The organism is Duganella rhizosphaerae, from assembly GCF_040364205.1.
GTDB lineage: Bacteria > Pseudomonadota > Gammaproteobacteria > Burkholderiales > Burkholderiaceae_D > Rugamonas > Rugamonas rhizosphaerae.
Window position 1 is genome coordinate 123057 of sequence record NZ_BPWK01000005.1, and the last position, 26341, is coordinate 149397.

The window sequence follows — 26341 nt, forward strand, 5'->3', positions numbered from 1 at the left end:
TTGGCAAGCACACACCGTGAATTCCGTACTCAGCCCCAACATCATCTATCTTCCGCCCAAGGCCGAGGACGAGGAGGCGGTCTTGCGCGCCCATCTGTACGACATCCTGGCGCGCCGACAGCTGAGCGCGCTGTTCCAGCCGATTGTACACATGCAGAGCGGCGACATCATCGCCTATGAAGGCTTGATACGGGGGCCGTCCGACAGCCCGCTGCATGCGCCGATGAATTTGTTCAAGGTGGCGCGCGCCAACGGCCTGACAGTCGAGGTCGAGCACCTGTGCCGGCGCGTGGTGCTGGAACGCTTTGCCGAGCTGGAACTGCCGGGCAAGCTGTTCCTCAACGTCAGCCCGGAATGCCTGATGCAGCGCGACGCGCCGCACGGCGAGACGCTGGAATACATCCATCAGATCGGCATCAATCCGGACCGCGTCATCATCGAGCTGACCGAGAACCAGCCGACCTACGACTACGAGCTGATGCGCGAAGCGGTGCTGCACTACCGTAACATGGGCTTCCAGATCGCCATCGACGACCTCGGCGAAGGCTTTTCCAGCCTGCGGCTGTGGTCGGAGCTGCGGCCCGAGTATGTCAAGATCGACATGCATTTCATCCAGGGCATCAACCACGATCCGGTCAAGCTGCAGTTCGTGCGCTCGATCCAGGAGATCGCCGAGAAGTCCAACACGCTGGTGATCGCCGAGGGCATCGAAACCCAGGCCGAGCTGCTGGTGCTGCGCGACGTTGGCGTCGCCTTCGGCCAGGGTTACCACCTGGGCCGGCCGCACGCCCAGCCGGCCCGCGCCGCGCCGGCCGAGGTGGTCAAGGCGCTGGCGCGCAACGGCGTGGCGGTCTATCCGCAGCGCGGCGCGGAAAAGAACGGCGCCAGCATCTACAAGCTGCTGCACCAGACCGACTCGGTGCCGTCCAGCATGAACAACAACGAGTTGTACGAAATCTTCGTGCGCCATCCCAAGCTGCTGATCATCCCGGTGGTGGACGACGGCGTGCCGCTGGGCCTGGTCAGCCGCTTCGACATGATCGAGCACTTCGCCCGTCCCTACCAGCGCGAGCTGTACGGCAAGAAGTCCTGCAAACAGTTCATGGACAGCAATGCGCTGATCGCCGACAAGGACACCAGCCTGCAAGACCTGAGCTTCCGCATGGTGCAGGCCGACGCGCAGCAGCTGTTCAACGGCTTCATCATCACCGACCAGGGGCGCTACCTGGGCATGGGCACCGGCCACGACCTGATGCGCGAGATCACGCAGATGCAGATCAACGCGGCGCGCTACGCCAATCCGCTGACCCAGCTGCCGGGCAACGTGCCGATCAACGAACACATCGACCGCCTGCTGGGAAGCGGCACGCGGTTCTGGGTCTGCTATTTCGATCTCGACCATTTCAAGCCGTTCAACGATGTCTACGGCTACCGCCGCGGCGACGACGTGATCCAGCTGACCGGCCGCCTGCTGAGCGAACGCACCGACGCCGACCGCGACTTCGTCGGCCACATCGGCGGCGACGACTTCATGATCCTGTTCCAGAGCGAAGACTGGGAAGAGCGCTGCAACGCCATCCTGGAAGCGTTCGAGCGGCAGGTGCAGGATTTCTACAGCATCGAGGACCGCGAGCGCGGCGGCTACATCAGCGAGGACCGGCAGGGAAAGAAAGTGTTTTACTCGCTGATGAGCTTGTCGATCGGCGCGATCCGCGTCGAACCGCACCAGTACTACACCCACCACCAGATCGCCACCGCTGCGGCGGAATCGAAGAAGCAAGCCAAGAAGATCCACGGCAACAGCCTGTTCGTGGACCGCCGCCAACCGCCCAACTGAGTAGTTCAGGCCGGGCGGACCTGCGTCGCATGGGCGGCCCGCCAGCGGCGCGCCTGTTCGGCGGCCGCTTCCCTCGCCTGGGGCGTCAGTTCCAGATCGGACTTCTTGCGGTTGCTGGCGACCGCCAGTTCGCTGGCCTCGGCGGCCAGCGTCAGCCACATGCAGGATTTTTCATCGTCGCGCGCCACGCCGCGCCCGCTGCCATACATGCCGCCCAGGTTGAACTGCGCCAATGCATGGCCCTGCTCGGCCGCCTTGCCATACCAGCTGACGGCCTGCTCCTCGTCGCGCGCCACGCCCAGGCCGTTGGCGTACATCACGCCCAGGTTGTTCTGCGCGCTGGCGTCGCCCTGTTCGGCCGCGCAGCGATACCAGGCCACCGCGCGCGCCTCGTCCTTGGCCACGCCGTGGCCGTTGGCATACATCACGCCGACATTGAACTGGGCGTTCGGCGCGCCCTGCTCGGCCGCCATGCGGTACCACTCCAGCGCCCGCTGTTCGTCGCGCGCCACGCCGCGTCCGCGCGCGTACATGCCGCCGAGGTTGTACTGGGCCAGCACATGGCCGGACTCGGCGGCGCGGCGGTACCAGGTGAAGGCCAGCTCGTCGTCGCGGTCCACGCCCTTGCCGTTGGCCAGCATGATGCCCAGATTAAATTGCGCGTCCGCGTCTTCCTGTTCCGCCGCCCGCAGCAGCCAGGCATAGGCGCGCAGCTGGTCCGCCACCACGCCCTGCCCCTCGGCGTAGGCCACGCCCACCAGCCGCTGGGCGACGGCGCACCCCTGCGCGGCGGCCTGCCGGAACCAGGCCAGCGCCTGCCCGTCGCTGCGCGCCACGCCGTGGCCGTGCTTGTACATCAAACCGAGATTGAGCTGGGCGCTGGCGTCGTTCTGCAGCGCCGCCTTGCGGAACCAGGCCAGCGCCAGCGGATAATTGCGGCGCACGCCCAGGCCGTGCACATAGGCCTCGCCCAGCAAAGTTTGCGCGCTGGCGACGCCCTGTTCGGAGGCGCGGTAGAACCACGACAAGGCGGTTTCGTCATTGCGCGCCACGCCGCGGCCCTTCTTGTACATCTGTCCCAGATTTTGCTGGGCCGAGACTTCGCCCTGCAGCGCGGCCGCGCGAAACCAGCGCACGGCTTCCTTGTCGCTATGGGCGACGCCGCGGCCGTTGAAGTACATCACGCCCAGGTGATTTTGCGCGAACGCCAGCCCTTGCTGGGCCGCCTTGGACATCCAGTAGAAGGCGCGGACCTCGTCGCGCGCCACGTCCTGCCCTTTTTTATAGACCAGGCCCAGATTGAACTGGGCGTAAGGATTGCCGCGCTCGGCCGCCTCCCGGTACCAGAGAAAAGTGTCGTAACCTGCCCTCGCCGAGCTTTGATTCTTCATGGTACACCTCTGGCCAACACCACAACATTGTTGGTTAAAGTGTAAAACGCGGCCCCGGCGCGGGTTTGACCGCGCTCAAACGAGTGATGATGAAATGTTATCGTTTCTAGTGATGGGATACCCGGCGCGCGCCGTCAGGCTTGGGGCCAAATGCATAGACGGCAATGGCTATTATCGTCAGGCACCAGACGATCAAGGCGCCCGATGGCAAATCGTAGAGCGTCGACAACACCAGCCCGCTCGCGTAGCCGGCGGCGCCGATCAGGTAAGCCAGCACCAGGCGTTTCTTGCCGACATAGTGACGCACCGCCAGGCCGGGAACGATCAGGCTGGTGAACACCAGGTACACGCCCACCAGCTGCACCGACGCCGTGACGGCCAGCGCGAAGATCAGGTAGAAACCCAGCCGGCTCAAGCGTTCGCGCAGGAAGTACAGCAGCCCGCAGATCACCACCGTGCCGACGGCCGGCAGCAGCAACTGCTCGTAGCGCACCCACAGGATCTGGCCCGCCAACAAGTCCTGCAAATGTTCGCCTCCGTGCGGATTGTGGGCCACCAGCAGCAGGCCCGCCGTCGCGGCCAGGATGAACATCACGCCGATCTGCGCTTCCTGCACTTCCGGCCAGCGTTTTTCAGTCCACGTCAGCAGCAGCGCGCCGAGCACGGCGGCAGCGGCGGCGGCGGCCTGCACCGCCCAGCTTTGCGGATCGAGCTCGGCGGCGCCGGCGATGATCACGCCCAGCGCCGCAATCTGCGCGATCGCCAGATCGATAAACACGATGCCGCGTTTGAGCACCTGCGCGCCCAGCGGCACGTGGGTCAGCAGCACCAGCAGGCCGGCCAGCAGGGCCGGCAGGATGATCATCAGATCGAGCGCTTCAGCGTTCATTTATTTGCATCCATCAAACGTTGCACAGTCGAATCGAACAGGCCGAACAAGTCCTTGCTCTTGTCGTCGCCGCCGACCGAGAACGGCAGCACCACCGCCGGAATCTTGGCGTGCTCGGACAGCCATTGCGAGGCGCGGCCGTCCTGGTAGGCGGCGCGTATCACCATCTTGGCCGGCGCCCGCTGCAACTGCGACAGCAGCTCGGACAAATGCGCCGCGCTCGGTTCCACGCCCGGCTTCGGTTCCAAGGTGCCGACCTGGTGCAGGCCCAGCCAGCCCATCAGGTACTCCATGTTCTTGTGGTGCTCGACCACGGCCACGCCTTTCAGCGGCGCCGCCTGCTTCTCCCACTTGAGCATGGCCGCATCCCAGCGCGCCGCAAAGTCCTTCTGGCGCGCCTGGTAGTAGGCGGCGTTGGCCGGGTCCAGCTCGGCCAGGCGCTTGGCCAGCGCCACCGCGACCAGCGCGATATTGTGCGGGTTCTGCTGGATGTGCGGATTGCCGGCGGCATGCACGTCGCCTTCGCTGCGGTCGACCTTGCCCGGCACGTCGAGGCGCGGCACGAAGGCGCCCGCCTCGAAGTTGCCCGGCTGGCCGGCGGCGATCTTGCTGTTGCCCGATTGCTGGACCAGCACCGGCAGCCAGCCCACTTCCAATTCCAGTCCGGTGCACACCAGCAGGTTGGCGTTGCGCGTGCGCGCGATCAGGCTCGGCCTCGCTTCGATGCGGTGCGGGTCCTGCAGCGCGTTGGTGGCGCTGGAGACCTTGACCTTATCGCCGCCGAGTTCGTTGGTCAGCGCTTCCCATTCCGGCTCGCAGGCCAGCACGTTGATGGCCGCGTGCGCCGACGTGGCCGCCACGCAGGCGGCGGCAACCAGCAGATGTTTGAGTGTGCGTTTCATGCCTGCTCCTTTAGAACGAGTGGGCAGCGTGCGTGCCCAGGCTCATGATGTATTGAAGGAAAATCTGGTTGTCGGTGACACCCGGACGGGACTGGTCGCGCGCCAGCTGCAAGCGCAGGCGCGAGAATTCGGACGGGCTGTAGTCGATCATGAAACTGCTGCGCGACGGATTGTACGCCTCGAGGATGGGCAGGTTGGCCCAGGCCAGCGCACCGCTGTCGATCAGGCCGATCCGCTGCGAGCCGGACGACAGCCGGTCGTAGCGCAGGCCCGCGCGCCAGGTCGGCATGAACTGGTAGACGCCTTGCAGGTACCAGCCCGACTGCACGCTGCGGTAGTTGCCGCTGGCCGCCGCGTCGGTCTCGACCGCGTAGTTCAGCGTGCCGCTTTCCTTGCGGCGGAAGTACTCGCCCTGCAGCTTGAAGTTGGTGTTGGTCGGGTTGCCGTTCGGCGCCCATTTGTAGATGGCGTCGGCGATCCACATATTGGACTTGCCGCTGAAGCTGTTGGTCAGGCCCTGGTCTTCGTAGGCGCGCTGCTCGGCGCCGGTGTGCAGGTAGGACACGCCTGCGCGGTAGCTGGACGAATTGCCGATGTCGTCGCCAAGATGGGCGAACACGCTGACGGCGCCGGCGTCGTTCTTGTTGCGGTCGTTGCCCGGGAAGGCCGTGCCGTTGCCGGCCTCCACACCGACCTCCAGGAACTGGTCGAGCGGCGCCAGCCACTTGGCTTGCACGCCGTCCGGCTTGTACTGGCCGCCGAGGAAGGCTTGATACGCCAGCGGCGCATCGACGAAGTCCCAGGTGTGGGCGTGCTGGCCGTTCAGGTAGCCGATAGCCGACAGGAAGCGGCCGGCCTTGATGTTCAGTCCGTTCTCCAGGCCGCGCGTCTGCACGAAGGCTTCTTCAACGCTGACTTCGTTTTCGCCGCTCAGCGAGAAGGTCAGCTGGCCGGCGAACTGCGGGTCGATATTGGCGGCCATGGTCAGCTCGGACTCGCCGAGGTTGAAGCCGCGCTTGCCCGGACCCACCTCGCCGCCGCTCGGCGCGAAGCCTTGCAGACGGTACTGGGATGGATCCTGCTTCAGGTTTTGCAGCGTGCCGCCCAGGATCATCGAGATGTTCGGGTTAAACAGATTGCTGGCCGGATTGGCGCCGCCGGTCGGCGCCGGCGCTGGCGGTGTTTCAACATAGGCGGCCACCGCAGGCGCGGCGCCGGCGGCCGGGGCCGACGACGGCGCCGGCGCGGCCGCACCGATCGCCGCGAGCTGCGCCTTGGCGGCGGCGTTGTCCGCCTGTGCCTGTTGCAAGCGCTGCTCCATCGCCTGCAAGCGCGCTTCGTAAGCTTGCTTCATCTGGCGGATCTCCGCGCGGATTTCGGCCAGTTCCTTCTGTTCTTTTTTATCTGCGGCGTAGGCTTGCGGGGCCGCCACGGCCACGCTCAAGGCGGCCATCATCACTTTGTGTTTCAACATGTCAAATCCTGTAGATAGCTACGATAAGCCGCACCTCTGCGCAAGCGGCAGCGGTGACGGATCAAGGGTGTGCGATCAGGACAGGACGGGCGGCGCTCGCGATCGGAAGCCGCAGACGGTGCGCCGGCAATCGAGCGGCGCGGGCGCGTGGGTGACGGCTACCGACGTATTGGCAGCCAGCGGGAAGGAATGAAAATGGGTGTTAGCGGCGGAGGCGATCTGCGCGAACGCCAGGCATTGCGCGCAATTGTGATCCAGCCCCAGCTTGGTGATACCGCTGCTGGCGTCTTCGTCCTGCTGCGCGGTGGCCTGCACCACGCCGGTCGCGGCCGAAGCGTGCGACAGCGCGTGCGAGTACCCCATCTGCTGGGAGAACACCAGCAGAAGCGACAGCAGCACATAAAAGAAGTTGCGGCGTATATTCACAAAATACCAACTATCGATACATCAGTGCCGGTATTGTAATGCGAGCTACCGGTTTTTAGCGTACTTTTTGTTTTTCGAGGAATTGGTGCACTTTGGCGGCCGCCAATTTGTTGATCGCCACCAGCAAGGTCGGATCGACGCCGGGGATGCCGTAAGTCGTACCGATGTGCTTGCCGATGTGGATCAGCACCTCCGCCGCCACTTCCGCGTCGGACTCGGCCCTGTGGGCCGCGCTCTTGAAACGAATGCCCAGCTCGCCGGACAGATTGCCCAGCTTGTAGCTCGACAATTTGGGGAACACGCGGCGCGACAATTTCAACGAACACACCAGCGATTGATAGCCGGGCGTCAGGCCCAGCCGGGCCGCCTCGGCGCGCAGGAATTTATCGTCGAAGCTGGCGTTGTGGGCGGACAGCGCGTCGCTGCCGATAAAGTCCAGCAGCTCCGGCACCACCTGCGACACCGGCGGTGCGCCGTCGACCATGGCCTGCGTGATGCCGGTCAGGCCGGTGATGAAGGACGGTATCCGCACATTGCAGTTAATCAGCGACACATAACGCTCGACCACCTTGCCGCCGACGATGCGCAACGCCGCCACCTCGGTGATGCGGTCGCCCATGTCGGGCGACAGGCCGGTGGTCTCGAAGTCGAGCATGACGATGGGTTGGTCGAGCATGGTGTTCCTTTTAAATTAGCCGAACTTGCGCACGGCATCCAGCGCCAGGCCGGCGCCGATACTACCGAACAGGTCGCCTTCGACCTTGCGCGCCGACGGCACCAGCGCGCCGATGCGCTCGCGCAGCATGCGCACGCCGCTGGAGCCGCCGGTGAAGAATACCGTATCCACGTCGGCGGGCGCCACACCGGCGTCGCGCAGCAGGCTCAGCACGGTGTTCTCGACCGAGCCGACCAGGTGGCCGATGGCGTCGTCGAACTGCGCGCGGTCCAGCTCCAGGGTCACCGGCGGCGACAGGCGGTCCAGCTCCAGCTGCACCTTGGCGGCGTCGGACAGGGCGATCTTGCCCTCCTCCGCCTTCATCGCCAGCCAGTGGCCGGCGCGCTGGTCGATCAGCTTTTGCAGGCGGCCCAGCTTTTCCTGCTCGGCCGAATCGCGCAGCAGGTCGGACAGCTGGGTCCACATTTTCTTGGTATAGGCCTGGTTGATGGTGTGCCAGGTCGCCAGGTTGAAGAAGTAGCTGGACGGCACTTCGCTGTTGTTGCGCAGGCGGCTGCCATAGCCCAGCAGCGGCATCACGGACGACAGGCTCAGGTATTTATCGAAGTCGGTGCCGCCGATATGCACGCCGCCATTGGCCAGGATATCGTCGCGGCGCTCGGTCCTGGTGGCGCGCTCGGGCGACAGGCGCACCAGCGAAAAGTCCGAGGTACCGCCGCCGATGTCGGCGATCAGCACCAGTTCTTCGCGGGTGATCTGCGACTCGTAGTCGAACGCCGCGGCGATCGGCTCGAACTGGAAGGCGATATCCTTGAAGCCGACGGAACGGGCCACCTCGGCCAGGGTATCCTCGGCCAGCTGGTCGTTTTCCTTGCTGTCGTCGATGAAATGGACGGGACGGCCGAACACGGCCGACGTGAACTGGCGCCCGGCCGACTGCTCGGCGCGGCGCTTCACTTCGCCGATGAATTGGGCCAGCAGCGAACGGAACGGCAGCGCGCGGCCGCCCACCTCGGTCTGACCGTCGATCAGACTGGTCCCGAGCAAACTCTTCATGGAGCGCATCAGGCGCCCCTCGTAGCCGGCCAGATATTCGGCCAGTGCTGCACGTCCGAAGGTGACTTCTTCGTCCTCGGCGTTGAAGAAAACCACCGACGGCAAGGTAGTCTTGCCGTCTTCCAGTCCCAACATCACCGGGTGTCCGGGACGCACCCAGCCCACCGTGGAATTTGACGTGCCAAAATCGACGCCGCAAGCAATGGCCATGTCGACCCTTCACGTGAATAAAGGGGCGTTATCTTATCAGAAAACCCCGACTTTCAGGAAAAATTGCAGCGGGACCACACCCGACCAAATATTTCTTGAAAGAAAATCGATTATTATTGCTATCGAGTAAGATTTTGATTATGCTGGTTTGATCAATAGAGATGCCAGCAACACCACGCACGTAACGAGACGATGACCAAATCCAAGCCGACAATCGAAGTCAGCGCGACTGAACACAAAGCCAGCATTGCCCGTGAAGCCCGCCGCGTCACCTCATATGACGTGGCGCTGGTGGCCGGCGTGTCGCAATCGGCGGTGTCGCGCTGCTTCAAGCCGGGCGCCAGCGTGTCCAAGTCCACCCATGCGCGGGTGATGAAGGCCGCCGCGCTGCTGGACTACATCCCCAATGCCGCCGCGCGCAGCCTGATCACGCGCCGCTCCAACATGGTCGCGGTGCTGATCACCAACCAGGCCAACCTGTATTACCCGGAACTGCTGGCCGAACTGAGCCAGCAACTGACCACGCTGGGCAAGCGCGTGCTGCTGTTCCCGCTGGCGCGCGAGTCCGATGTCGACCGCGTGCTGGCCGATGTCTGGCAATTCCAGGTCGACGGCGTGATCGCCGCCGCCCGCCTGTCGGACGAACACCTGGCCGAATTTGAACGCCGCCACATGCCGCTGGTGCTGTTCAACCGCACCCAGCGCGACCAGTCGGTCAACACTGTCACCTGCGACCACCTGGAAGCGGGCCGCATGCTGGTCTCGCGGCTGGCCGCCGCCGGCCACCGCCGTTTCGGCATCATCGGCGGCACCGCCGATTCCAGCGTCGCCAGCGAGCGCCACCGCGGCGCCTGCGAACGGCTGGCCGAACTGGGCCTGCCGCCGCCGGTCGTGGTGCCGGGCGAGTACGACTACAAGAGCGGCGCCGCCGGCCTGAAAGCGCTGATCGTACAGATGGGCGGCGTGCCCGACGCCATCATCTGCGGCAGCGACGTCATGGCCATCGGCTGCCTCGACTGCGCCCGCCATGAGCTGGGCATCGACGTGCCGGGCCAGCTGTCGGTGGCCGGCTTCGACGCGGTCGAGCCGTCCAACTGGCTGAGCTACAACCTGACCACGCTGCGCCAGCCCATGCCCAAGATGGCCAGCGCGGCGGCCAGCCTGCTGTGCACCGTCATCGACAGCCGCGAATCCCAGGTCGAACGGCGCGTCTTCAGCGCCCAGTTCATCGAAGGCGCCACCGCGCGCCTGCGTCCCAAGCCGGCCGCGCCGTCCGCGACGCTGGCGTCCGCCACCGGCATCCGCGTGCCGGCCGCTATAATGTAGTGCATGACCGATGCAAATCCTCCCCGCTTCACTCCGCAAGGCCTGACCCCGACTCCCGAGCAGACCGCCATCCAGCTGGCGCAGCACAAGGTGGTGCTGGTGGACGCCAACGCCGGAGCCGCCAAGACCACCACGCTGGCGATCCGCATCGGCGAGGCGCTGGCGCGCAAGCTGGCGCCGGAACAGATCCTGGCGCTGACCTTCACGCCGGAGGCGCGCGACGTCATGCGCCAGCGCCTGCTCGACGTGGGCGTGCCGCACGCGCTGGCCAGCCGGGTCGCCGTGCTGACCTTCGAGGATTTCGCCGGCCAGCAACTGGACCGCATCGACGGCGACAACCTGCGCCAGTGCGCCGAGGCGCGCCAGCTGAAGGACTACGCTCTGGCCGCGATCGACCGCGTCGGCGAACGCTACGCCGGCCGCCTGGACGGCCTGAACCTGCAAACCCACAGCATCGCGCTGGCCCAGTTCCTCGACGTGCAGCTGCAACTGAAGGCGACCATGGCGCTGGCCGCCGACGTCGAATACATGGGCGCCGAGGAAATCGCCGAGTTGATGGGCGTGCCGCTGACCGACTACCTGACCACGGTTGAATACGAAACGCTGCGCCTGGACGGCGGCGCCGGCGCGGTGTTCCGCGGCCCGTTCGACGCCACCTACGACCTGGCCAGCAACCTGCAGGCCGGCGCGCGCCTGGCCGAGCACTTCCCCGACTACCGGCTGGTGCTGTGCGACGAGCTGCACGACCTGAACGAAGCGGCGTTCCTGATCCTCGATGCGCTGATCGCCAGGCCGCAATGCTACTTCGTCGGCGCCGGCGACAAGGACCAGGTGATCCACGCCAAGCTGGGCGCCAGCGACGAATACCTGAACCGCCGCTTCGCCCAGAACTATCCGAAGCTGGTGCGCTACCCGCTGACCTACAGCTACCGCCATGGCCCGCACCTGGCCTACGCGATGGCCGAGTTCAAGCAGAAGGCGGTGGAGTCCAGCCTGCCGCTGCACACGCAGATCCGCCACGCGCACTACGACGACAGCGCCGGCTGCGCGCAGCAGGCCGTCGCCGCGATCCAGCAATGGAAGGCGGACGGCCATGCGCTCGACGGCTGCGCCATCCTGATACGCGACCGCCATCAATCGATGGCCATCGAGAACGCGCTGATCGAAGCCGACATCGACTACCGCACGCCCGCCATGGCCGGCTATCTGCAGCGCGACGAGATCCTGTTCCTGCGCGGCCTGCTGGCGATCGCGCTCAAGGACTTCGGCGCCGTCAAGACCGAGCAGGTGCGCACCGCGATCGTCGACGCCATGACCGCCTTCAGCGAGATGCGCTTCTCGGCGCGCCGCATGGACAACTTCAAGGCGCAGATCATCAAGGACCCGGCGCTGCTGGGTGAACTGTTCCTGATCGAAGACGAGCGGCGCGACGGCGATGAGCCGAACTACCGCGACGTCGCCAGCCAGGCCACCAAGAAGGCCGTCATCGACACCATCGCCTGGCTGTCCGGCGTCGATCCGGCCACGCCGGCGGCGGCCGTGCTGGCGGAAGTGTGCGAGCGCGTCAAGCTGGTGGCGACCGCGCGCCGCATCTTCGTGCGGCCATATGAGGCGGGCGTGGTCAACAAATCCGTGGCCGGCCTGCTGGAATCGGCGGCCGCCTCCGGCCATACGCTGGCCCAGTTCTGGGCCGCGCTCAACGCCCGCGAAGCCTTCGTGCGCCGCAAGCGCGAACGCAAGGCGGTGCTGATCGAATGCGTGGCCAACGCCAAGGGCAAGGAGTTCGACCACGTGATCCTGCCCTTCCTGCAGGCGGACGAATTCCCGCATCCGACGCAGCCCAAGGCCGAGGAGGAAAACCTGTTCTACGTCGGCGCCACCCGCGCGCGCGCGCGCCTGACGCTGCTCTCGCCCACCGACGCGGCGCTGCGCAGCGGCTTCATCGCGCAGATGCGCCTGCCGAAATCGGCCGCCGCCGCCGACGCCGCCATCGTCCGCAACCAGGCCACACCGGCAGCGGCGGCCTCGGCGCCGCCTGCGCGCCAGTACCTGACCGCCACCTATCACGAGAAGGACCAGGTCAAGGCGCTGGGCGCGCAGTTCGACATCACGCGCCGCGCCTGGTTTGTCGAAGCGGGCAAGGATTTGGCCCCGTTCGCGCCTTGGATAAAAAAATAATGCAGTATGTTAATTTTTCTGAGGGAAACCCTTATATAATGTCGGTCGCGGCTGGTGTCCAGGCCTCACACCCCATGCATGTCCAAAAAACCAATTCGGGAGCATTTCCATGAAAGCACAACAAAAATTTCTGCTGGCAGCCTGCGCACTGGCTGTCCTGAGCGCTTGCAGCACCCCAGCCCCAGTCGTTGCTCCGGCACCAGCTGAGCCAGTCAAAGTGGCGCCGGCGCCAGCCCCGGCCCCAGCAGTGACCAAGCCAGTCGCCGTGTCCCTGCCAGCCTACCTGGACCCAAACAGCTCGATCTACAAAACCCGCAGCGTGTTCTTCGACTTCGACAAGTACACCGTCAAGCCTGAATTCAACGCCCTGGTTGCCGATCACGGCAAATTCCTGTCGGCCAATCCTAACGTCTCGGTCAAAGTCGAAGGCAACACCGACGAACGCGGCGGCGCCGAGTACAACCTGGCCCTGGGCCAGAAGCGCGCTCAAGCCGTGATCACCGCCCTGAAGGTACAAGGCGTGAAAGACGGCCAGATGGAAGCCATCAGCTACGGCAAAGAAAAAGCCACCGGCAGCGACGACGCAGCCCGCGCACAGAACCGTCGCGCAGACATCGTCTACCCAAGCAAGTAATCGCTCCTCGAACGCCCGGCCGCAAGCCGGGCGTTTTTCATTGGGCATCGGGTTTTAAGCTATGCAGTCCAAACACAATATCCGCCGGGCCTTCCGCAAGGAATTCAGCGACTGGCGCGTCTGGGGCGCACGCAGCCTCGTGGTCGCGTTCGCCGCTGCGGCAGGTCTGGTGGTGGTCGGTTTCACCTGGCTGTCCGAGCATGCGTTCGACCAGTTCCTCGCGCTGTGCGGCCACTACTGGTGGGCACCGCTGCTGTGGACGCCGCTGGCGACCGCCGCCATCGTCTGGCTGACGCGGCGCTACGCGGCCGGCGCCGGCGGCTCCGGCATCCCGCAGGTGATGGCCGCGCTGGAACCGGCCGTCGCCCCCGAGCACCTGGGATTTTTTGTCTCGCTGCGCCTGAGCGCGGCGAAGGTAGCGCTGACGGCGGCCGGCTTCCTGGCCGGGCTGTCGCTGGGTCGCGAAGGTCCATCGGTGCAAGTGGCGGCCGGCGTCATGCTGGCGGCGCGCCGCTGGCTGCCTGAGCGTAGCGCCGTCAGCGCCCATGGCCTGCTGGTGGCCGGCGGCGCGGCCGGCATCGCCGCCGCCTTCAATACGCCGCTGGCCGGCGTCATGTTCGCCATCGAAGAACTGTCGCGCACACCCGAACAGCGCAGCAGCGGACTGCTGATGGCGGCCATCGTACTGGCCGGATTGATGGCGGTCTCCGTCAACGGCAACGCCACTTACTTCGGCATCATTCATGCGGCGGGCATCGACCTGTCGCTGGTGCTGCCCGGCTTGCTTGTGACGCTGTTGAGCGGCCTGGCGGGCGGCCTGTTCTCGCGCCTGTTGCTGGCCTCGCTGGGCGGCAGCTCGCGGGACTGGTTCAGCCGGGTGCGGCTGCGCCGGCCGGTGCTGTTTGCCGCCGCTTGCGGCCTGGCGGTGGCGGGCATCGGCCTGCTGTCCGGCGGCGCCGTGTTCGGCAGCGGCTACAGCCATACGCGCGACATGCTGGCCGGCTCCGACCACTCGCCCGCGATTTTCTTCTTTTTCAAGTTCATCGCCACCTGGCTGACGGCCTGGTCCGGCGCGCCGGCCGGCATCTTCGCGCCGTCGCTGGCGATCGGCGCGGCGTTGGGCAACGATGTCGCGCAGCTGCTCAACTATCCCCAGGCGAGTGCGCTGATCGCGCTGGGCATGGTAGGCTTCCTTGCGGCAGCCACGCAAGCGCCGCTGACCTCCTTTATCATCGTAATGGAAATGGTCGACGGTCATGCGATGGTGCTCAGTCTGATGGCTTGCGCGATGGTGGCGCGCACCATTTCTCACGTTTTAAGTCCACCGTTGTACGCGAACCTGGCCCAGGTGCAGATACAACGTTTGCCCCCGGTGCACTCTCCCTAATGGGGGCTGCGCGAGCCGCCGCAGTTCGTTAAGCTGCAAGTTTCCATACACTCCCAACAACTGTTGAAGGATCCTCATGAAGAACTTGACCACGGCAGCCGGCGCACCGGTCGTTGACAACCAAAACACCCAGACCGCCGGCCCGCACGGCCCGGTCCTGCTGCAAGACGTGTGGCACCTGGAAAAGCTGGCCCACTTCGCGCGCGAGGTCATCCCTGAACGCCGCATGCACGCCAAGGGCTCGGGCGCCTTCGGCACCTTCACCGTCAGCCACGACATCAGCAAGTACACCCGCGCGGCGCTGTTCTCCGAAGTCGGCAAGCAGACCGATATCTTCATGCGCTTCTCCACCGTGGCCGGCGAACGCGGCGCCGCCGATGCGGAACGCGACATCCGCGGCTTCGCCGTCAAGTTCTACACCGAGCAAGGCAACTGGGACGTGGTCGGCAACAACACGCCGGTGTTCTTCTTCCGCGATCCGCTCAAGTTCCCGGACCTGAACCACGCCGTCAAGCGCGATCCCAAGACCAACCTGCGCAGCGCAGAAAACAACTGGGACTTCTGGACCCTGCTGCCCGAAGCCCTGCACCAGATCACCATCGTCATGAGCGACCGCGGCATCCCTAAGGGCTACCGCAACATGCACGGCTTCGGCAGCCACACCTTCAGCTTCATCAGCCCGGCCAACGAGCGCTTCTGGGTCAAGTTCCACTTCGTCTGCCAGCAGGGCATCGCCAACTTCAGCGACGCCGAAGCCACCGAGGTGGTGGGCCGCGACCGTGAAAGCTCGCAGCGCGACCTGTTCGACGCCATCGAACGCAAGGACTTCCCGCGCTGGAAACTGGCGGTGCAGATCATGCCGGAGAACGAAGCGTCCAAGGTGCCCTACAATCCGTTCGACCTGACCAAGATCTGGCCGCACAAGGACTACCCGCTGATCGACGTCGGCGTGCTGGAACTGAACCGCAATCCCGAAAACTATTTCGCCGAGGTCGAACAGGCGGCCTTCTCGCCGGCCAACGTGGTCCCGGGCGTCAGCTTCTCGCCGGACAAGATGCTGCAATCGCGCCTGTTCTCGTATGGCGACGCGGCGCGCTACCGCCTGGGGGTGAACCATCACGCGATTCCGGTCAACGCGCCCAAGTGCCCGTTCCACAGCTTCCACCGCGACGGCGCCATGCGCACCGACGGCAATCACGGCGCCGCCACCTCGTATGAGCCGAACAGCCGCGGCGAATGGCAGCAGCAGCCGCAGTTCGCCGAACCGCCGCTGTCGCTGGAAGGCGCGGCAGGCCACTGGGACCACCGCGTCGACACCGACTACTACTCGCAACCGGGCAATCTGTTCCGCCTGCTGACGGCCGAGAAGAAGCAGCTGCTGTTCGAGAACACGGCGCGCGCGATCCATGGCGTATCGAAGCCGGTGCAGCAACGTCACATCGACCACTGCACCCAGGCCGATCCGGCCTACGGCGCCGGCGTGGCGGCGGCGATCGCCGCGCTTGAAAGTAAATAAAACAATCTTGCAGAAACAATAAACATCGGTAAAATGGGGCACCCGGTTGTCCCGTTTTCTTGCCCCTTTTCCGATGCCCTCCCTTCTACTCCGCCGGGCCATGTGCGCCCTGCTGCTATGCCACTGCGCCGCCCGCGCGCAGACCGTCGCCTGGCTGTGGGATGAAGCCCTGCTGCCCGCATGGTCGACGCCCGAAGCGGCAGTCCTGCAACGCCATATCCTGCTGACCGGCGACACCGCCCGCACCCGTCCGCGCATGCGCCAGCCCGCGATGCCGGGCGCCACGCGGGTCACGCCGGTGCTGCATGTGGAAGTCAGCACCGTCAATCCGCCGCAGGATATGGAGGCCAGCCGCGCGATGATCGTGCGGGCGCTGCTCGATGCGGCGGCCGCCAGCAGCTCCGGCTGGGTGCAGCTGGACATGGAGGCCAAGCCCTCGCAGCGCGAGTTCTATCGTTCATTGGTCAAGCAGCTGCGCGGCGCGCTGCCGCCGCAAATCAAACTGAGTGTGACCGCGCTGGCATGGTGGTGCCGCTCGCCGGCCTGGCTGGACGGACTGGCCGCCGACGAGGTGGTGCCGATGTTCTTCCGCATGGGCAGGGACAGCGCCAGCATGCGCGCCATCGTCGAACAATCGCCCGCCACGCTGCACGCCAGCTGCCGCGCGGACAGCGCAGGATTCTCTCCGCAAGAACCGTTCACACCGCAAGTCGCGGCCCGCTATCGCAAAACCTATTGGTTCGACCGCCACGCGTGGAAGCGCGCGGGCGCGGACCTGTCGCCGCTTTCAAGGAGCTCTCCATGACCACACTACTTCGTCCACTCACCATCGCCGCGGCGCTGCTGGCCTGCGCCGACGCCGGCGCCAGCGGCGGCGGCGCGTGGGATTCCTACGTCAACCGCAGCGGCCCCGATATCGCGTTGAACCGCTACCAGGGCGGAGAGCTGGGCATCGTGATGCCGAGCTATGAACGGATGTACATGTACACCGCCTGGCGCAGCGTGCTGCTCGGCGCCGACGGCTTGAAAGCGGCGCCCAATCCGCAAGGCGGCTTGCTGCGCGCCATCGGCAGCCGCAATGGCGGTTGGGTCGATGCGGCCGAGGGCAAGAAGGTCTATGCCGCGTGGCAGGCGGCCGTCAACGGCGCGTTGAAGCAGGCGCCGGTCGCGCCCAACGACGACGACAGCATGGCTAATGGCTATCTGACTTGCCCGCTGGGCAGCTATACCTTCGCCACCGCCACGCTGAACGACCTGGCGCGCCGCAGCGACGCCACGCCGGCCCGCCTGAACGCCTGGGTGACGACACAGCGCCAGGTTTTCAAGTTCTGCGGCGACGACGCGGAAGCGCAGCGCAATCGCTTCGACGGAACCAAACGCGTGATTCCGCCGCCGGTCGAACTGCCGGCCACGGAAGCGCTGTACTGGCGCCAGATGCAGCAGTATCAATTGGCGTCGGCCGCCTTCTACGGCGAGAACTACGCGCTGAGCGGCAGCCTGTTCGCCAGGATCGGCGCCACCGACAAGCATCCGCTGCGCCATTGGGGCGAGTATCTGAGCCTGCGCTCGCAGGCGCGCGCCGCCGTGTTTGTGCCCGGGCCGAATCCGGAGCAGGCGATCTGGCAGGAGCGGCTCGACGCGCGGCGCGAAGGTCCGGCCGCCGCTGCCGCACGCCTGGCGGCGGCGCAGAAAAAGCTGGCCGCCATCCAGGCCGGCGCCGATCATATCCTCGCCAATCCGGAGCTGTCGTCGCTGCATGAAGCCAGCCGCGCCATCGTGCGCAGCATGCAGGTGCGGCTGACGCCATCGCTGCGCTTCGCGGAACTGAGCAAGCTGCTGGACGATCCGCGCGCCAATCCCTATCTGGACGATCATCTGGGCGACTGGCGCGTGCTGGCCAACGATATGCTGCAAGCGCCGGTCGCCGAGCAGGCCGACGCCCGCCCCGCCCTGCGCAACAGCGCCGGCTTTATCGACTGGATGCAGACCGTCCAGCAATGCCAGGAGTACCAGGCCAAGCCCGGCTGCGAGGTGGAGCGTGCGCACGCGGTCGAACAGTGGAACCGCTACGCCAGGGAAGGCAACAAGGCGCAGGCGCGCGTGTGGCTGCTGGCGGCCGTCCTGCTGTCCGAGAAGATGACGCCGGAACTGGAGAAGGCCGCGCTGCAAGCGCCTGCCGCCACGCCCGAGTACCTGACCATGCGTTACGCGCTGACCCGCCACTACCGCCTGAGCAAGCAGGCCGACAAGGCCCGCTCGATTGCCGATGGCGTGTTGACCGGACCAGCGCTGGCCACCAACAACTCCACCAGCGTGCGCAACCAGTTCCTGCAAGAGCGCTTTGCGGTGGCATCGTCGCCGGCGGACGCCGCCAACTATCTGCTGCGCGCATCGAGCCGCGATCTCGATCCCGATACCGGCGAGCTGTCCAAGGCCAGCGAGGAAGCCGGCGCTGCCCCTGCCCGCGTGGACATCGCCGCCGACGGCATCCGTTGGCTCAACAGCGGCTTGTCCACCGCCGACCTGTCGGCGCTGGCCGCGAACACCAAGCTGCCCAAAGCCTTGCGCGTGCAGATCGCCGTCTCCACATGGATGCGCGCCGACCTGCTGGGCCAGGACGAGGCGGCGTTGAGCGCAGCCCTGCAGGTCGAACAGAACGCGCCGGCGCTGACGGCGGTGATGCAGAAGTACCGCAAACTGGCAGGCACGCCGGAGCACCACTCCTGGATGCTGGTGAACGCCTTGAAATACGGCCTGTCGCCGATGTACAGCTACTCTAGCGCCGACATCGCCGCGCGCGCGCCGGACGACACCCTGGCCGACATGTGGTGCAAGGTGCCGGCCAAGGCGGGTGCAAGCTACGGCGAAAACACCGAAGCGGAACACTCGCCGCCGATGCCGGACCTCGGCAACATCGGCGCCCGCGACCAGGAACTGGCGCAGTTGTCCCGCCTGAAAACCGCCACCGGCTACCTCGGCGATTTCGTCATGCAGCGCGCCACCGCCGTGCCGAACGATCCGGAACTGCCGTGGCTGCTGTACGTGACGGTGCAGTCGACGCGCGGCGGCTGCCTGGACGCCGATTCCAAGACCCTGTCGAAGAGCGCCTTCACGCTGCTGCACAAGCGCTACAAGAACAACGAGTGGGCGCGCAAGACTCCGTATTTCTATTGAGTGGGATCAAACGCGGGAACGGGCATAGGATTAGCCTGACGAATCTGGAGGCGCGCCATGCAAACCCTGGTCCAATCCCGCAAACACCCGAGCTACGACGACGATCTGGCGCTGTGGATAGACGCACAAATCCAACTGCTGCTGGATCGCAGGTTCTCCGAGCTGGACATGGAGAACCTGGTCGAGGAGCTCGAGGGCATGAAAAAACAATACGAGCACGAACTGGACAGCCGGCTGACTGTGCTCATCATGCATCTGCTCAAGTGCCAGTTTCAAAAAGACTATCCGCAAAACAAATGGCGGTCGACGTTGATCGAGCAACGTTATCGCATCTCACGTTTGCTGAAGACCAGTCCCAGCATGCGGAAGAAAGTCCCGCAGTTTGCCGCTGAGTGCTATCCCATCGCCCGCCGCCGTGCTGCCGAGGAGACCGGCTTGAACGAGGAGGACTTTCCACCCAGCCTGCCCTATTCCATCGAGCAACTGCTGGATCAGGATTTCACGCCGTAACCGCGACACCTGCGCGCTGCAGCAGTTGCTCGCAGCGCTGCGACAGATGCCGGACTTGCAAGACCTTGCCCGCCTTGGCATAGCGCTCGTGCAGCGTGGACACCGCCACCACCGCCGAGTGATCGACCAGCCGCAGATGACGGCAATCCAGCACCACCGTTGACGGATCGTCCTGCACATTGAACAGGTCATTGAAGTGCGCGATCGAGGCAAAGAACAAGGTGCCATGCGGGGTATAGCGTCGGATGCCGTCGGCGTCGCGGGCGACGTCGGCGCGTATGTCGCGCGCGTGGCGCCAGGCGAAACTGAGCGCCGCGATCACTATCCCGCACAACACAGCTACCGCCAGGTCGGTCGCCACGGTGATGGCGGTGACCAGCACGATCAGCAAGGCGTCGTGGCGCGGCACCTTGCCCAACACCCGCAGCGAGCCCCAGGCGAAGGTCTGCTGCGCCACCACGAACATCACACCCACCAGCGCCGCCAGCGGAATGCGTTCGATCAGCGGCGACAGAAACAATATAAACAGTAAAATCATTATCCCGGCCACAGTGCCGGACACCCGCGTACGGCCGCCGGAACCCAGGTTGATCATGGTCTGGCCGATCATCGCGCATCCGCCCATGCCGCCGAACAGGCCGGACACCACGTTGGCCGCGCCCAGCGCCACGCATTCACGATCCGGCAGGCCGCGCGTTTCCGTGATTTCGTCGGTCAGGTTAAACGTCAGCAGGGTTTCCAGCAGCCCGACCAGCGCCATCAGCACGGCATACGGCAGCACGATGCGCAGGGTTTCCATCGTCATCGGCACGACGGGGATCTGCCACGCCGGCAGGCCGCCGGCGATATGCGCCATGTCGCCCAGCGTGCGCGCCGGCAGATGCAGCAACTGCGCCACCAGGCCCACGCCGACGATGGCAACCAGCGCCGGCGGCACCGCCCTGGTCAGGCGCGGCAGCATATAGACGATCAACATGGTCAGCGCCACCAGGCCGCCCATCCACATCAACGCATCACCGTGCATCCACTGCCCGCCGATCTTAAAGTGCTGCAACTGCGACCAAGCAATCACGATCGCCAGGCCGTTGACGAAGCCCAGCATCACCGGATGCGGAACCAGGCTGACCAGCTTGCCCAGCCGCAGCAAGCCAAACAACAGCATGATGAGGCCGCTCAACACCACCGTCGCCAGAAAATACAGCACGCCATGCCGGGCGACCAGCGCCACGATCACCACCGCCATCGACCCGGCCGCGCCGGAAATCATGCCGGGCCGGCCTCCGAACACCGCCGTGATCGTACAAATGAAAAAAGCCCCATACAGGCCGACCAGCGGATTGAGCTGCGCAACCAGGGCGAAAGCGATGCATTCCGGCACAAGCGCGAACGACGTGGTCAAGCCCGCCAACGTGTTCCTGGAAAGATTAGTTGTCCACATGGAAAGAATTTAAAACTATAAGTGATGCAAAACCGCAACAGAGCGCGCATTTTACACGTCCATATTTGATTTCTCGTCGTCATGGGTGAAATGGCGCACATTCAATCGTCGGCGAGCCGGGCAGAATGGCATGGCATACTATTTAACCCTAGCCAGCGTCACCGCCACCATGACCACACTGACATCTGCCACCTACGCCCTGCAAAGACAGAAAATCGCCGTGGAAAGGACGCTGTATGCGCGCTCGGCGGAGGAGTCTCAGCTGGCGGCCCGCTGGGCGCGTGCCTGGCACAAGTTAGTCCAGCGCAAACTGGATCAAGCCGAAGCCATGTCGCCAACATTGCGCATGGACTACACGGGTTTCAGCATGCAACCCGCACCGCCGCGAGTGCTGCACTAATCAGAAGGTGGCGCGCAATTGCAGGTATGCCGTGCGCGGCGAACCCACCATGCGGCCGGCGTTGCCGTCGACGTTGCGCGTATAGTAGCGCTTGTCGGCGATATTGTTGATGCCGGCCATCACTTCATAGCCCGGCTTGCCCGGCATCTTCCAGCTTAACTGCGCATTCCACAGACGGAAACCCGGCACGATGCCGTTGCTGCCGTTCGCCGCTTCCGGCACGGTGTTGGCCGTGTCCGAATACTGCTTGCTTTGATGCGTGGTCGACAGATTGGCCGACCATGAGCCGACCTGGTAGCGCGCGCCCAGCGTGTCGGTGTTGCGCGAGTAGAACGGCACGTCCAGGCCCGCCGTGTCGCCCGAATCCTGGATCGCCTTGGTGTAGGTGTAGTTCGCGTAGACGTTCAAGCCGGCCAGCGCGCCGCCGTCGCCGAAAGTATAGTCGGCCGCCGTCTCGATGCCGTCATGATTGGTCGCGCCCAGGTTGCGGAACACGGCGGGCGTCGTGCCCGGCACCTGCAGGATCTGGTTATCGAACTTGAGCTTGAAGGCGGTGACTTCGGCGTTCACCGCGCCGGTTTTCCAGCGCGCGCCCAGCTCCGCCGTCTTGGCCAGCTCCGGCTTGAGCGGATTGGTTGGCGTCTGCGAGTTGAGCTGTGTGTTCTGCACCGGCCCGAACGAGGTCGTGTAGTTGGCGAATACGGTCAACGCGCGGTTCACCAGATACGCCACGTTCAGCGACGGCAGCGCCTTGTTGTTGTCGGTCTCGAACACCGACTTGGCGCTCACGTCCTTGCGCTCCGACTTGATGTGCTCGTAACGCAGCCCCGGGGTGATGCGCCATGCGCCCACGGCGATGCGGTCGTCGACGTACACGGCATGCGCGTCGGTGCTGTTGACAAAGGTTGATATGACACCGTTGGCGCCGGTCTTCACGGTCTGGATGTAGCTGTTGTCGTCGCCCCGCTCGCGCAGGTAGCGGTAGCCGGCCGTGACGTCGTGCGTCAGGCCGCCGGCGGCGAAGCGCTGCGTGTAGCGCGGCTCGATGCCCAGCACTTCATAGTTGCGCGGCTGCCTGGTCAGCTGCGTCCTGGCCGCATTGATCAACGCGCTTTGACGGAAGCTGTCGCTGTAGTACGCCTTGACCTCGAATTCCTGCGTGGCCGACAAAGTGTTCAAATAGCCGACGTCGGCGCTGCGTCGGTCGCCGCTCCAGTAGTCGGTGGGCCGCGTGTTCTGGAACGGATCGGCGTCGTACTGCGCCACGGTCAGCCCGCCCGGCGTGCGCGAATTCACTTCGTAGTAGGACAGCTTGGCGTTCAGCTCGCTATGCGGATTCAGCGGATAACGGAACTTCACGGCCAGGTCGTTGACCTTTTCATCGCTGCCGGCGCGCCACTCGCTGCCGGCCATGCCCGAGTACAGCACCGCCACGCCCAGCCCACCCTCCTGCTGGCTGCCGACGAAGGCGCTGTACTGGCGATTCTGGCCGCCGTTGTTGAAGTCGTTGTAGCGGAACGACGCATCGCCGCTGACGCCCGGCGTATCGGGTATCGAGCGGCTGCGGAAGTTGATGATGCCGCCGACGTTCTGCGGACCATAACGCACCGCGCCGCCGCCGCGCACCACGTCGATCGATTCGATATTGTTCAGGCTGACCGGCGCGAACGACAGCTGCGGCTGGCCGTACGGCGCCACCGCCAGCGGTATCCCGTCCAGCAGCACCGTGGAACGCGGCGAGTAGCGCCCCGTCAGGCCGCGCACGCCGATGTTGAGCGAGATGGCGCTGCCGGCGGTGCCGGAATTGTCGGTGGACTGCACGCCCGGAATGCGCCGCATCACGTCGCCGATGTCGGCGGCGCCGCTGTTGGCTATGTCTTCCTTCTTCAGCACGGTGCGGGCGCCGGCGAAATTCTTGACGCTGTTCTGCAAGCCCGAGCCCAGCCAGCTGCCGGCCACCTGGATCGACTCCATCGGCGCGGCGGCCTCCTGCGCGTGGGTGGACAGCGCCAACAAGGAGGCGGCAACGGCGATCAGCGTGCGTTGGAACGGGATGGTGGTCAGCGGCATGGAGTAGGTGCGGTGATGTATCAACAACGCAAATGATAACACTTCTCATTCTCAAATGTAAGTGAGAGTATTTGTTATAATTGCCGCCATGTTCAAACTGGCAAAACGTCGAACGCTGCACATCTGGATCGCCATGCTGGCCGTCCTGTTCAGTGCGCTTGCGCCGACGGTTTCGCGCGCGCTGACGCCGGCCTCGCCGTATGGCTACGCCGAGATCTGCTCGGTCGACGCCGCCAGGAAGTCCCCCTCCCCGGCCAGCAAGGTCATGGAGCACTGTGCGTATTGCGTCACGCACGGCGGCAGTTTCGCGCTGCCGCCGCAATCCATGGCCAGTTTCGCCGTCATCGGCGGCCATGACTACTACCCACCGCTGTTCTACAGCGCGCCAAGGCCCCTGCATAGCTGGAGCGCCGCCAAACCGCGCGGACCGCCCGCACGTTCCTGATCGTCTGTCGTACCCGCTGCCGCCCGCCGCGCCCCCGTGCGTGTGCGGGCGGCGGTCATCATCCCAACATCAGGAACACCATGAAACCGACCATGTCCCCATTGGCGCTGGCGCTGCTTGCCGCCTTCTCCACCTTCGCCTGCGCGCAGGACGCGCCCTTCCATCAACTGGGCACCGTGACCATCACCGGCAACCGTCCGACGTCGCTGCCGACCCAGATCCCGACCACGATCGAAGGCATCACCCAGGCCGAAATCGAACGCACCATCAACGCCACCGACGCCGAAGATGCGTTGAAATACCTCCCCAGCCTGCTGGTGCGCAAGCGCTACATCGGCGACTACAATCACGCCGTGCTGTCCACCCGCGCCTCCGGCACCGGCAACAGCGCGCGCTCGATGGTGTACGCCGACGGCATCCTGCTGTCCAACTACCTGGGCAACGGCGCCAGCTTCGCGCCGCGCTGGGGCATGGTCAGCCCAGAGCAGATCGAACGGGTCGATGTGCTGTATGGCCCCTTCTCCGCAGCCTACGGCGGCAACTCGGTGGGCGCGGTGGTCGATTACGTGACCCGCATGCCCACCAAGTTCGAAGCCCACGCCAAGCTGACGCTGACGCACCAACCCTTCGAGCTGTATAACACCAGTACCAGTTACCAGGGCAGGCAGGCCAGCATCTCGCTGGGCGACCGCCAAGGCGGCTGGTCGTGGTTTGTGGACGTCAGCCGCACCGACAGCGAAGGCCAGCCGCTGACCTTCCCGACCCGGGCGCCCGGCGCCGGCAAGCCAGGCAACGCCGGCATCGCCGTCACCGGCGCGGTGGCGGGACTGGACCGCAACAACAAGGACTGGTTCATCCTCGGCACCGCTACCCAGTACCACACGGTGCAGGACCAGTTCAAAGGCAAGCTGGCCTACGACATCTCGCCGACGCTGCGCGCCACCTACACCTTCGGCGTGTGGCGCAACGACTCCGAGGGACGCCCGGACACCTATCTGCGCGACGCTACGGGCCGCCCGATCTACAGCGGCGCCGTCAACATCGCCGGCCGCAGCTACGCGCTGGCGCCGACGGACTTCAACCTGTCGAACGAAAATATCCAGCACGTGATGCACGGCCTGACCTTCAAGTCCAACACCAAGGGCGTGTTCGACTGGGAAGTGGCGGCCAGCCTGTACGACTACGACAAGGACCAGCTGCGCGCCGCCACCGTCGAAATGCCGGGCGCATTGGCGGGCGGCGCGGGCCGCATCGTCAACCAGGGCGGCACCGGCTGGAACACCTTGTCCGCCAAGGGCGTATGGCGTCCGGCCCCGGCGCACGTGGCGGAATTCGGCTACCAGCGCGAGGCGTATAAATTGTCCAGCATCGAGAACGCCGCCAGCAGCTGGATGGACGGAGCACCCGGCGACCGCAATGCCGCCTTCACCGGCAAGACCGAAACCAACAGCCTGTACGCGCAAGACAGCTGGAAGTTCGCGCCGCGCTGGAAGACGGTGCTGGGTATGCGCTACGAGCGCTGGAGCGCGCACGACGGCGCCACCTCCAACCGCAGCGTGACCGCGCGGCACCCGGAGCGCAGCGAGAACTACCTGTCGCCAAAGGCCGCGCTGGCATTCCAGGCCAGCGACGACTGGGTCTTGAAAGCTTCGTTGGGCCGCGCCGTGCGCATGCCGACGGTGTCCGAGCTTTACCAGGGCGGCATCAACGCCGCCGGCGACTTGATCAACAACGATCCAAACCTGAAGCCGGAAAAATCCTGGACCACCGAACTGACAGCCGAGCGCAGGCTGGCCAACGGCCTGCTGCGCCTTACCGCTTTCGGCGAACGCACCAGGGACGCGCTGTACTCGCAGACCAACGTACTGGCCGGATCGTCGGTCAGCACCATCCAGAACCTCGACCGCATCAACACCAAAGGGCTGGAAGCGGCCTACACGGAGGACGACGTCTGGGTGCGCGGACTGGCGCTGAGCTCCAGCGTGACCTGGACCGATTCGAAGATCGCCCGCAACGACAAGTTCCCGGCCAGCGTGGGCAAGTGGCAGCCGCGCATTCCGGAATGGCGCGCCACAGGCGTGGCCAGCTACGCCGTCAACGACCAGCTCTCGCTGACGCTGGCCGCGCGCTACAGCGGCAGCCAGTATTCGACGCTCGATAACACGGACGTCAACGGCTTCGCCTACATGGGCGGCAGCAAATACTTCACGACCGACGTGCGCGCGCGCTACCGCATCAACCGCCAGTGGAGCGCGGCGATCGGCATCGATAACCTGAACAACTACAAGTACTGGAACTTCCACCCGTATCCGCAACGGACCTACGTGGCTGAATTGAAGTTCGATCTCTAAGCCAGCCCACCGCGGGCGCAATCGTTTTTTTCGATTGCGTCTGCTCCAACA

21 protein-coding genes are annotated in these 26341 nt (G+C 65.2%); 12 read left to right on the forward strand and 9 right to left on the reverse strand.

The genetic code is table 11. From position 1 onward, the window contains the following. Positions 1-16: 16 nt before the first annotated feature. A complete protein-coding gene (locus RUGAMON1_RS12915; protein WP_445230884.1) occupies positions 17-1837 on the forward strand; it encodes a GGDEF domain-containing protein in 1821 nt (606 codons plus the stop codon). A 5-nt stretch (positions 1838-1842) separates the two neighbouring features. Here the strand turns inward: RUGAMON1_RS12915 and RUGAMON1_RS12920 are convergent, their stop codons facing one another. The 7 genes from RUGAMON1_RS12920 to RUGAMON1_RS12950 form a co-directional block, all read right to left on the reverse strand. Then, positions 1843-3228 (reverse strand): tetratricopeptide repeat protein, encoded by a 1386-nt coding sequence (locus tag RUGAMON1_RS12920; protein WP_445230885.1) that lies wholly within the window; start codon positions 3226-3228, stop codon positions 1843-1845. Between the two features lie 106 nt (positions 3229-3334). Further along, positions 3335-4117, reverse strand: a complete 783-nt coding sequence (locus RUGAMON1_RS12925) for a metal ABC transporter permease (RefSeq protein WP_445230886.1) — start codon at positions 4115-4117, stop codon at positions 3335-3337. Continuing rightward, positions 4114-5019 (reverse strand): metal ABC transporter substrate-binding protein, encoded by a 906-nt coding sequence (locus RUGAMON1_RS12930; protein WP_445230887.1) that lies wholly within the window; start codon positions 5017-5019, stop codon positions 4114-4116. Before RUGAMON1_RS12930 ends, RUGAMON1_RS12925 begins: the two co-directional genes overlap by 4 nt. Before the next feature lie 10 nt (positions 5020-5029). Then, positions 5030-6493 (reverse strand): putative porin, encoded by a 1464-nt coding sequence (locus tag RUGAMON1_RS12935; protein ID WP_445230888.1) that lies wholly within the window; start codon positions 6491-6493, stop codon positions 5030-5032. Positions 6494-6568: 75 nt separating this feature from the next. Continuing rightward, entirely contained in the window at positions 6569-6919 is a 351-nt protein-coding gene (locus tag RUGAMON1_RS12940; protein ID WP_445230889.1) for a hypothetical protein, read from the reverse strand. Between the two features lie 55 nt (positions 6920-6974). Then, entirely contained in the window at positions 6975-7595 is a 621-nt protein-coding gene (locus tag RUGAMON1_RS12945; protein WP_445230890.1) for a 3'-5' exonuclease, read from the reverse strand. Between the two features lie 15 nt (positions 7596-7610). Beyond that, the gene (locus tag RUGAMON1_RS12950) at positions 7611-8861 is read right to left on the reverse strand and encodes an Hsp70 family protein (protein WP_445230891.1); all 1251 of its coding nucleotides are present in this window, start codon (positions 8859-8861) and stop codon (positions 7611-7613) included. 192 nt (positions 8862-9053) lie between these two features. Here RUGAMON1_RS12950 and RUGAMON1_RS12955 point away from each other — a divergent pair, with 192 nt between their 5' ends. From RUGAMON1_RS12955 to RUGAMON1_RS12990, 8 genes are all read left to right on the forward strand, one after another. Further along, entirely contained in the window at positions 9054-10187 is a 1134-nt protein-coding gene (locus tag RUGAMON1_RS12955; protein WP_445230892.1) for a LacI family DNA-binding transcriptional regulator, read from the forward strand. A 3-nt stretch (positions 10188-10190) separates the two neighbouring features. Beyond that, the gene (locus tag RUGAMON1_RS12960) at positions 10191-12365 is read left to right on the forward strand and encodes an ATP-dependent helicase (protein WP_445230893.1); all 2175 of its coding nucleotides are present in this window, start codon (positions 10191-10193) and stop codon (positions 12363-12365) included. 247 nt (positions 12366-12612) lie between these two features. Continuing rightward, entirely contained in the window at positions 12613-12999 is a 387-nt protein-coding gene (locus tag RUGAMON1_RS12965) for an OmpA family protein (protein WP_445230894.1), read from the forward strand. Between the two features lie 61 nt (positions 13000-13060). Beyond that, complete coding sequence (locus RUGAMON1_RS12970) at positions 13061-14386, forward strand: chloride channel protein (RefSeq protein ID WP_445230895.1); 1326 nt, start codon at positions 13061-13063, stop codon at positions 14384-14386. Positions 14387-14462: 76 nt separating this feature from the next. Beyond that, positions 14463-15902, forward strand: coding sequence for a catalase (locus tag RUGAMON1_RS12975; RefSeq protein ID WP_445230896.1), 1440 nt, complete (start codon positions 14463-14465; stop codon positions 15900-15902). Positions 15903-16002: 100 nt separating this feature from the next. Then, entirely contained in the window at positions 16003-16707 is a 705-nt protein-coding gene (locus tag RUGAMON1_RS12980; protein WP_445230897.1) for a hypothetical protein, read from the forward strand. Then, on the forward strand, positions 16704-19076 hold the full coding sequence (locus RUGAMON1_RS12985) for a hypothetical protein (RefSeq protein ID WP_445230898.1): 2373 nt from the start codon (positions 16704-16706) through the stop codon (positions 19074-19076). The genes RUGAMON1_RS12980 and RUGAMON1_RS12985 overlap by 4 nt, the downstream gene beginning before the upstream one ends. A 57-nt stretch (positions 19077-19133) precedes the next feature. After that, entirely contained in the window at positions 19134-19586 is a 453-nt protein-coding gene (locus RUGAMON1_RS12990) for a DUF29 domain-containing protein (RefSeq protein WP_445230899.1), read from the forward strand. Here RUGAMON1_RS12990 and RUGAMON1_RS12995 read toward each other — a convergent pair. Further along, positions 19576-21024 carry a SulP family inorganic anion transporter gene (locus tag RUGAMON1_RS12995; RefSeq protein ID WP_445230900.1) on the reverse strand — a complete coding sequence of 483 codons (1449 nt, stop codon included), beginning with the start codon at positions 21022-21024 and terminating at the stop codon, positions 19576-19578. The genes RUGAMON1_RS12990 and RUGAMON1_RS12995 overlap by 11 nt on opposite strands. Positions 21025-21154: 130 nt before the next feature. Here RUGAMON1_RS12995 and RUGAMON1_RS13000 point away from each other — a divergent pair, with 130 nt between their 5' ends. Beyond that, a complete protein-coding gene (locus RUGAMON1_RS13000) occupies positions 21155-21424 on the forward strand; it encodes a hypothetical protein (RefSeq protein WP_445230901.1) in 270 nt (89 codons plus the stop codon). Here RUGAMON1_RS13000 and RUGAMON1_RS13005 read toward each other — a convergent pair whose 3' ends face one another. Beyond that, positions 21425-23494, reverse strand: coding sequence for a TonB-dependent receptor family protein (locus tag RUGAMON1_RS13005; protein ID WP_445231120.1), 2070 nt, complete (start codon positions 23492-23494; stop codon positions 21425-21427). 88 nt (positions 23495-23582) lie between these two features. Between RUGAMON1_RS13005 and RUGAMON1_RS13010 the strand changes: the two genes are divergently transcribed. Then, positions 23583-23939, forward strand: a complete 357-nt coding sequence (locus tag RUGAMON1_RS13010) for a DUF2946 domain-containing protein (RefSeq protein WP_445230902.1) — start codon at positions 23583-23585, stop codon at positions 23937-23939. Positions 23940-24019: 80 nt separating this feature from the next. Beyond that, the gene (locus tag RUGAMON1_RS13015; protein ID WP_445230903.1) at positions 24020-26290 is read left to right on the forward strand and encodes a TonB-dependent receptor; all 2271 of its coding nucleotides are present in this window, start codon (positions 24020-24022) and stop codon (positions 26288-26290) included. Positions 26291-26341: the final 51 nt, after the last annotated feature.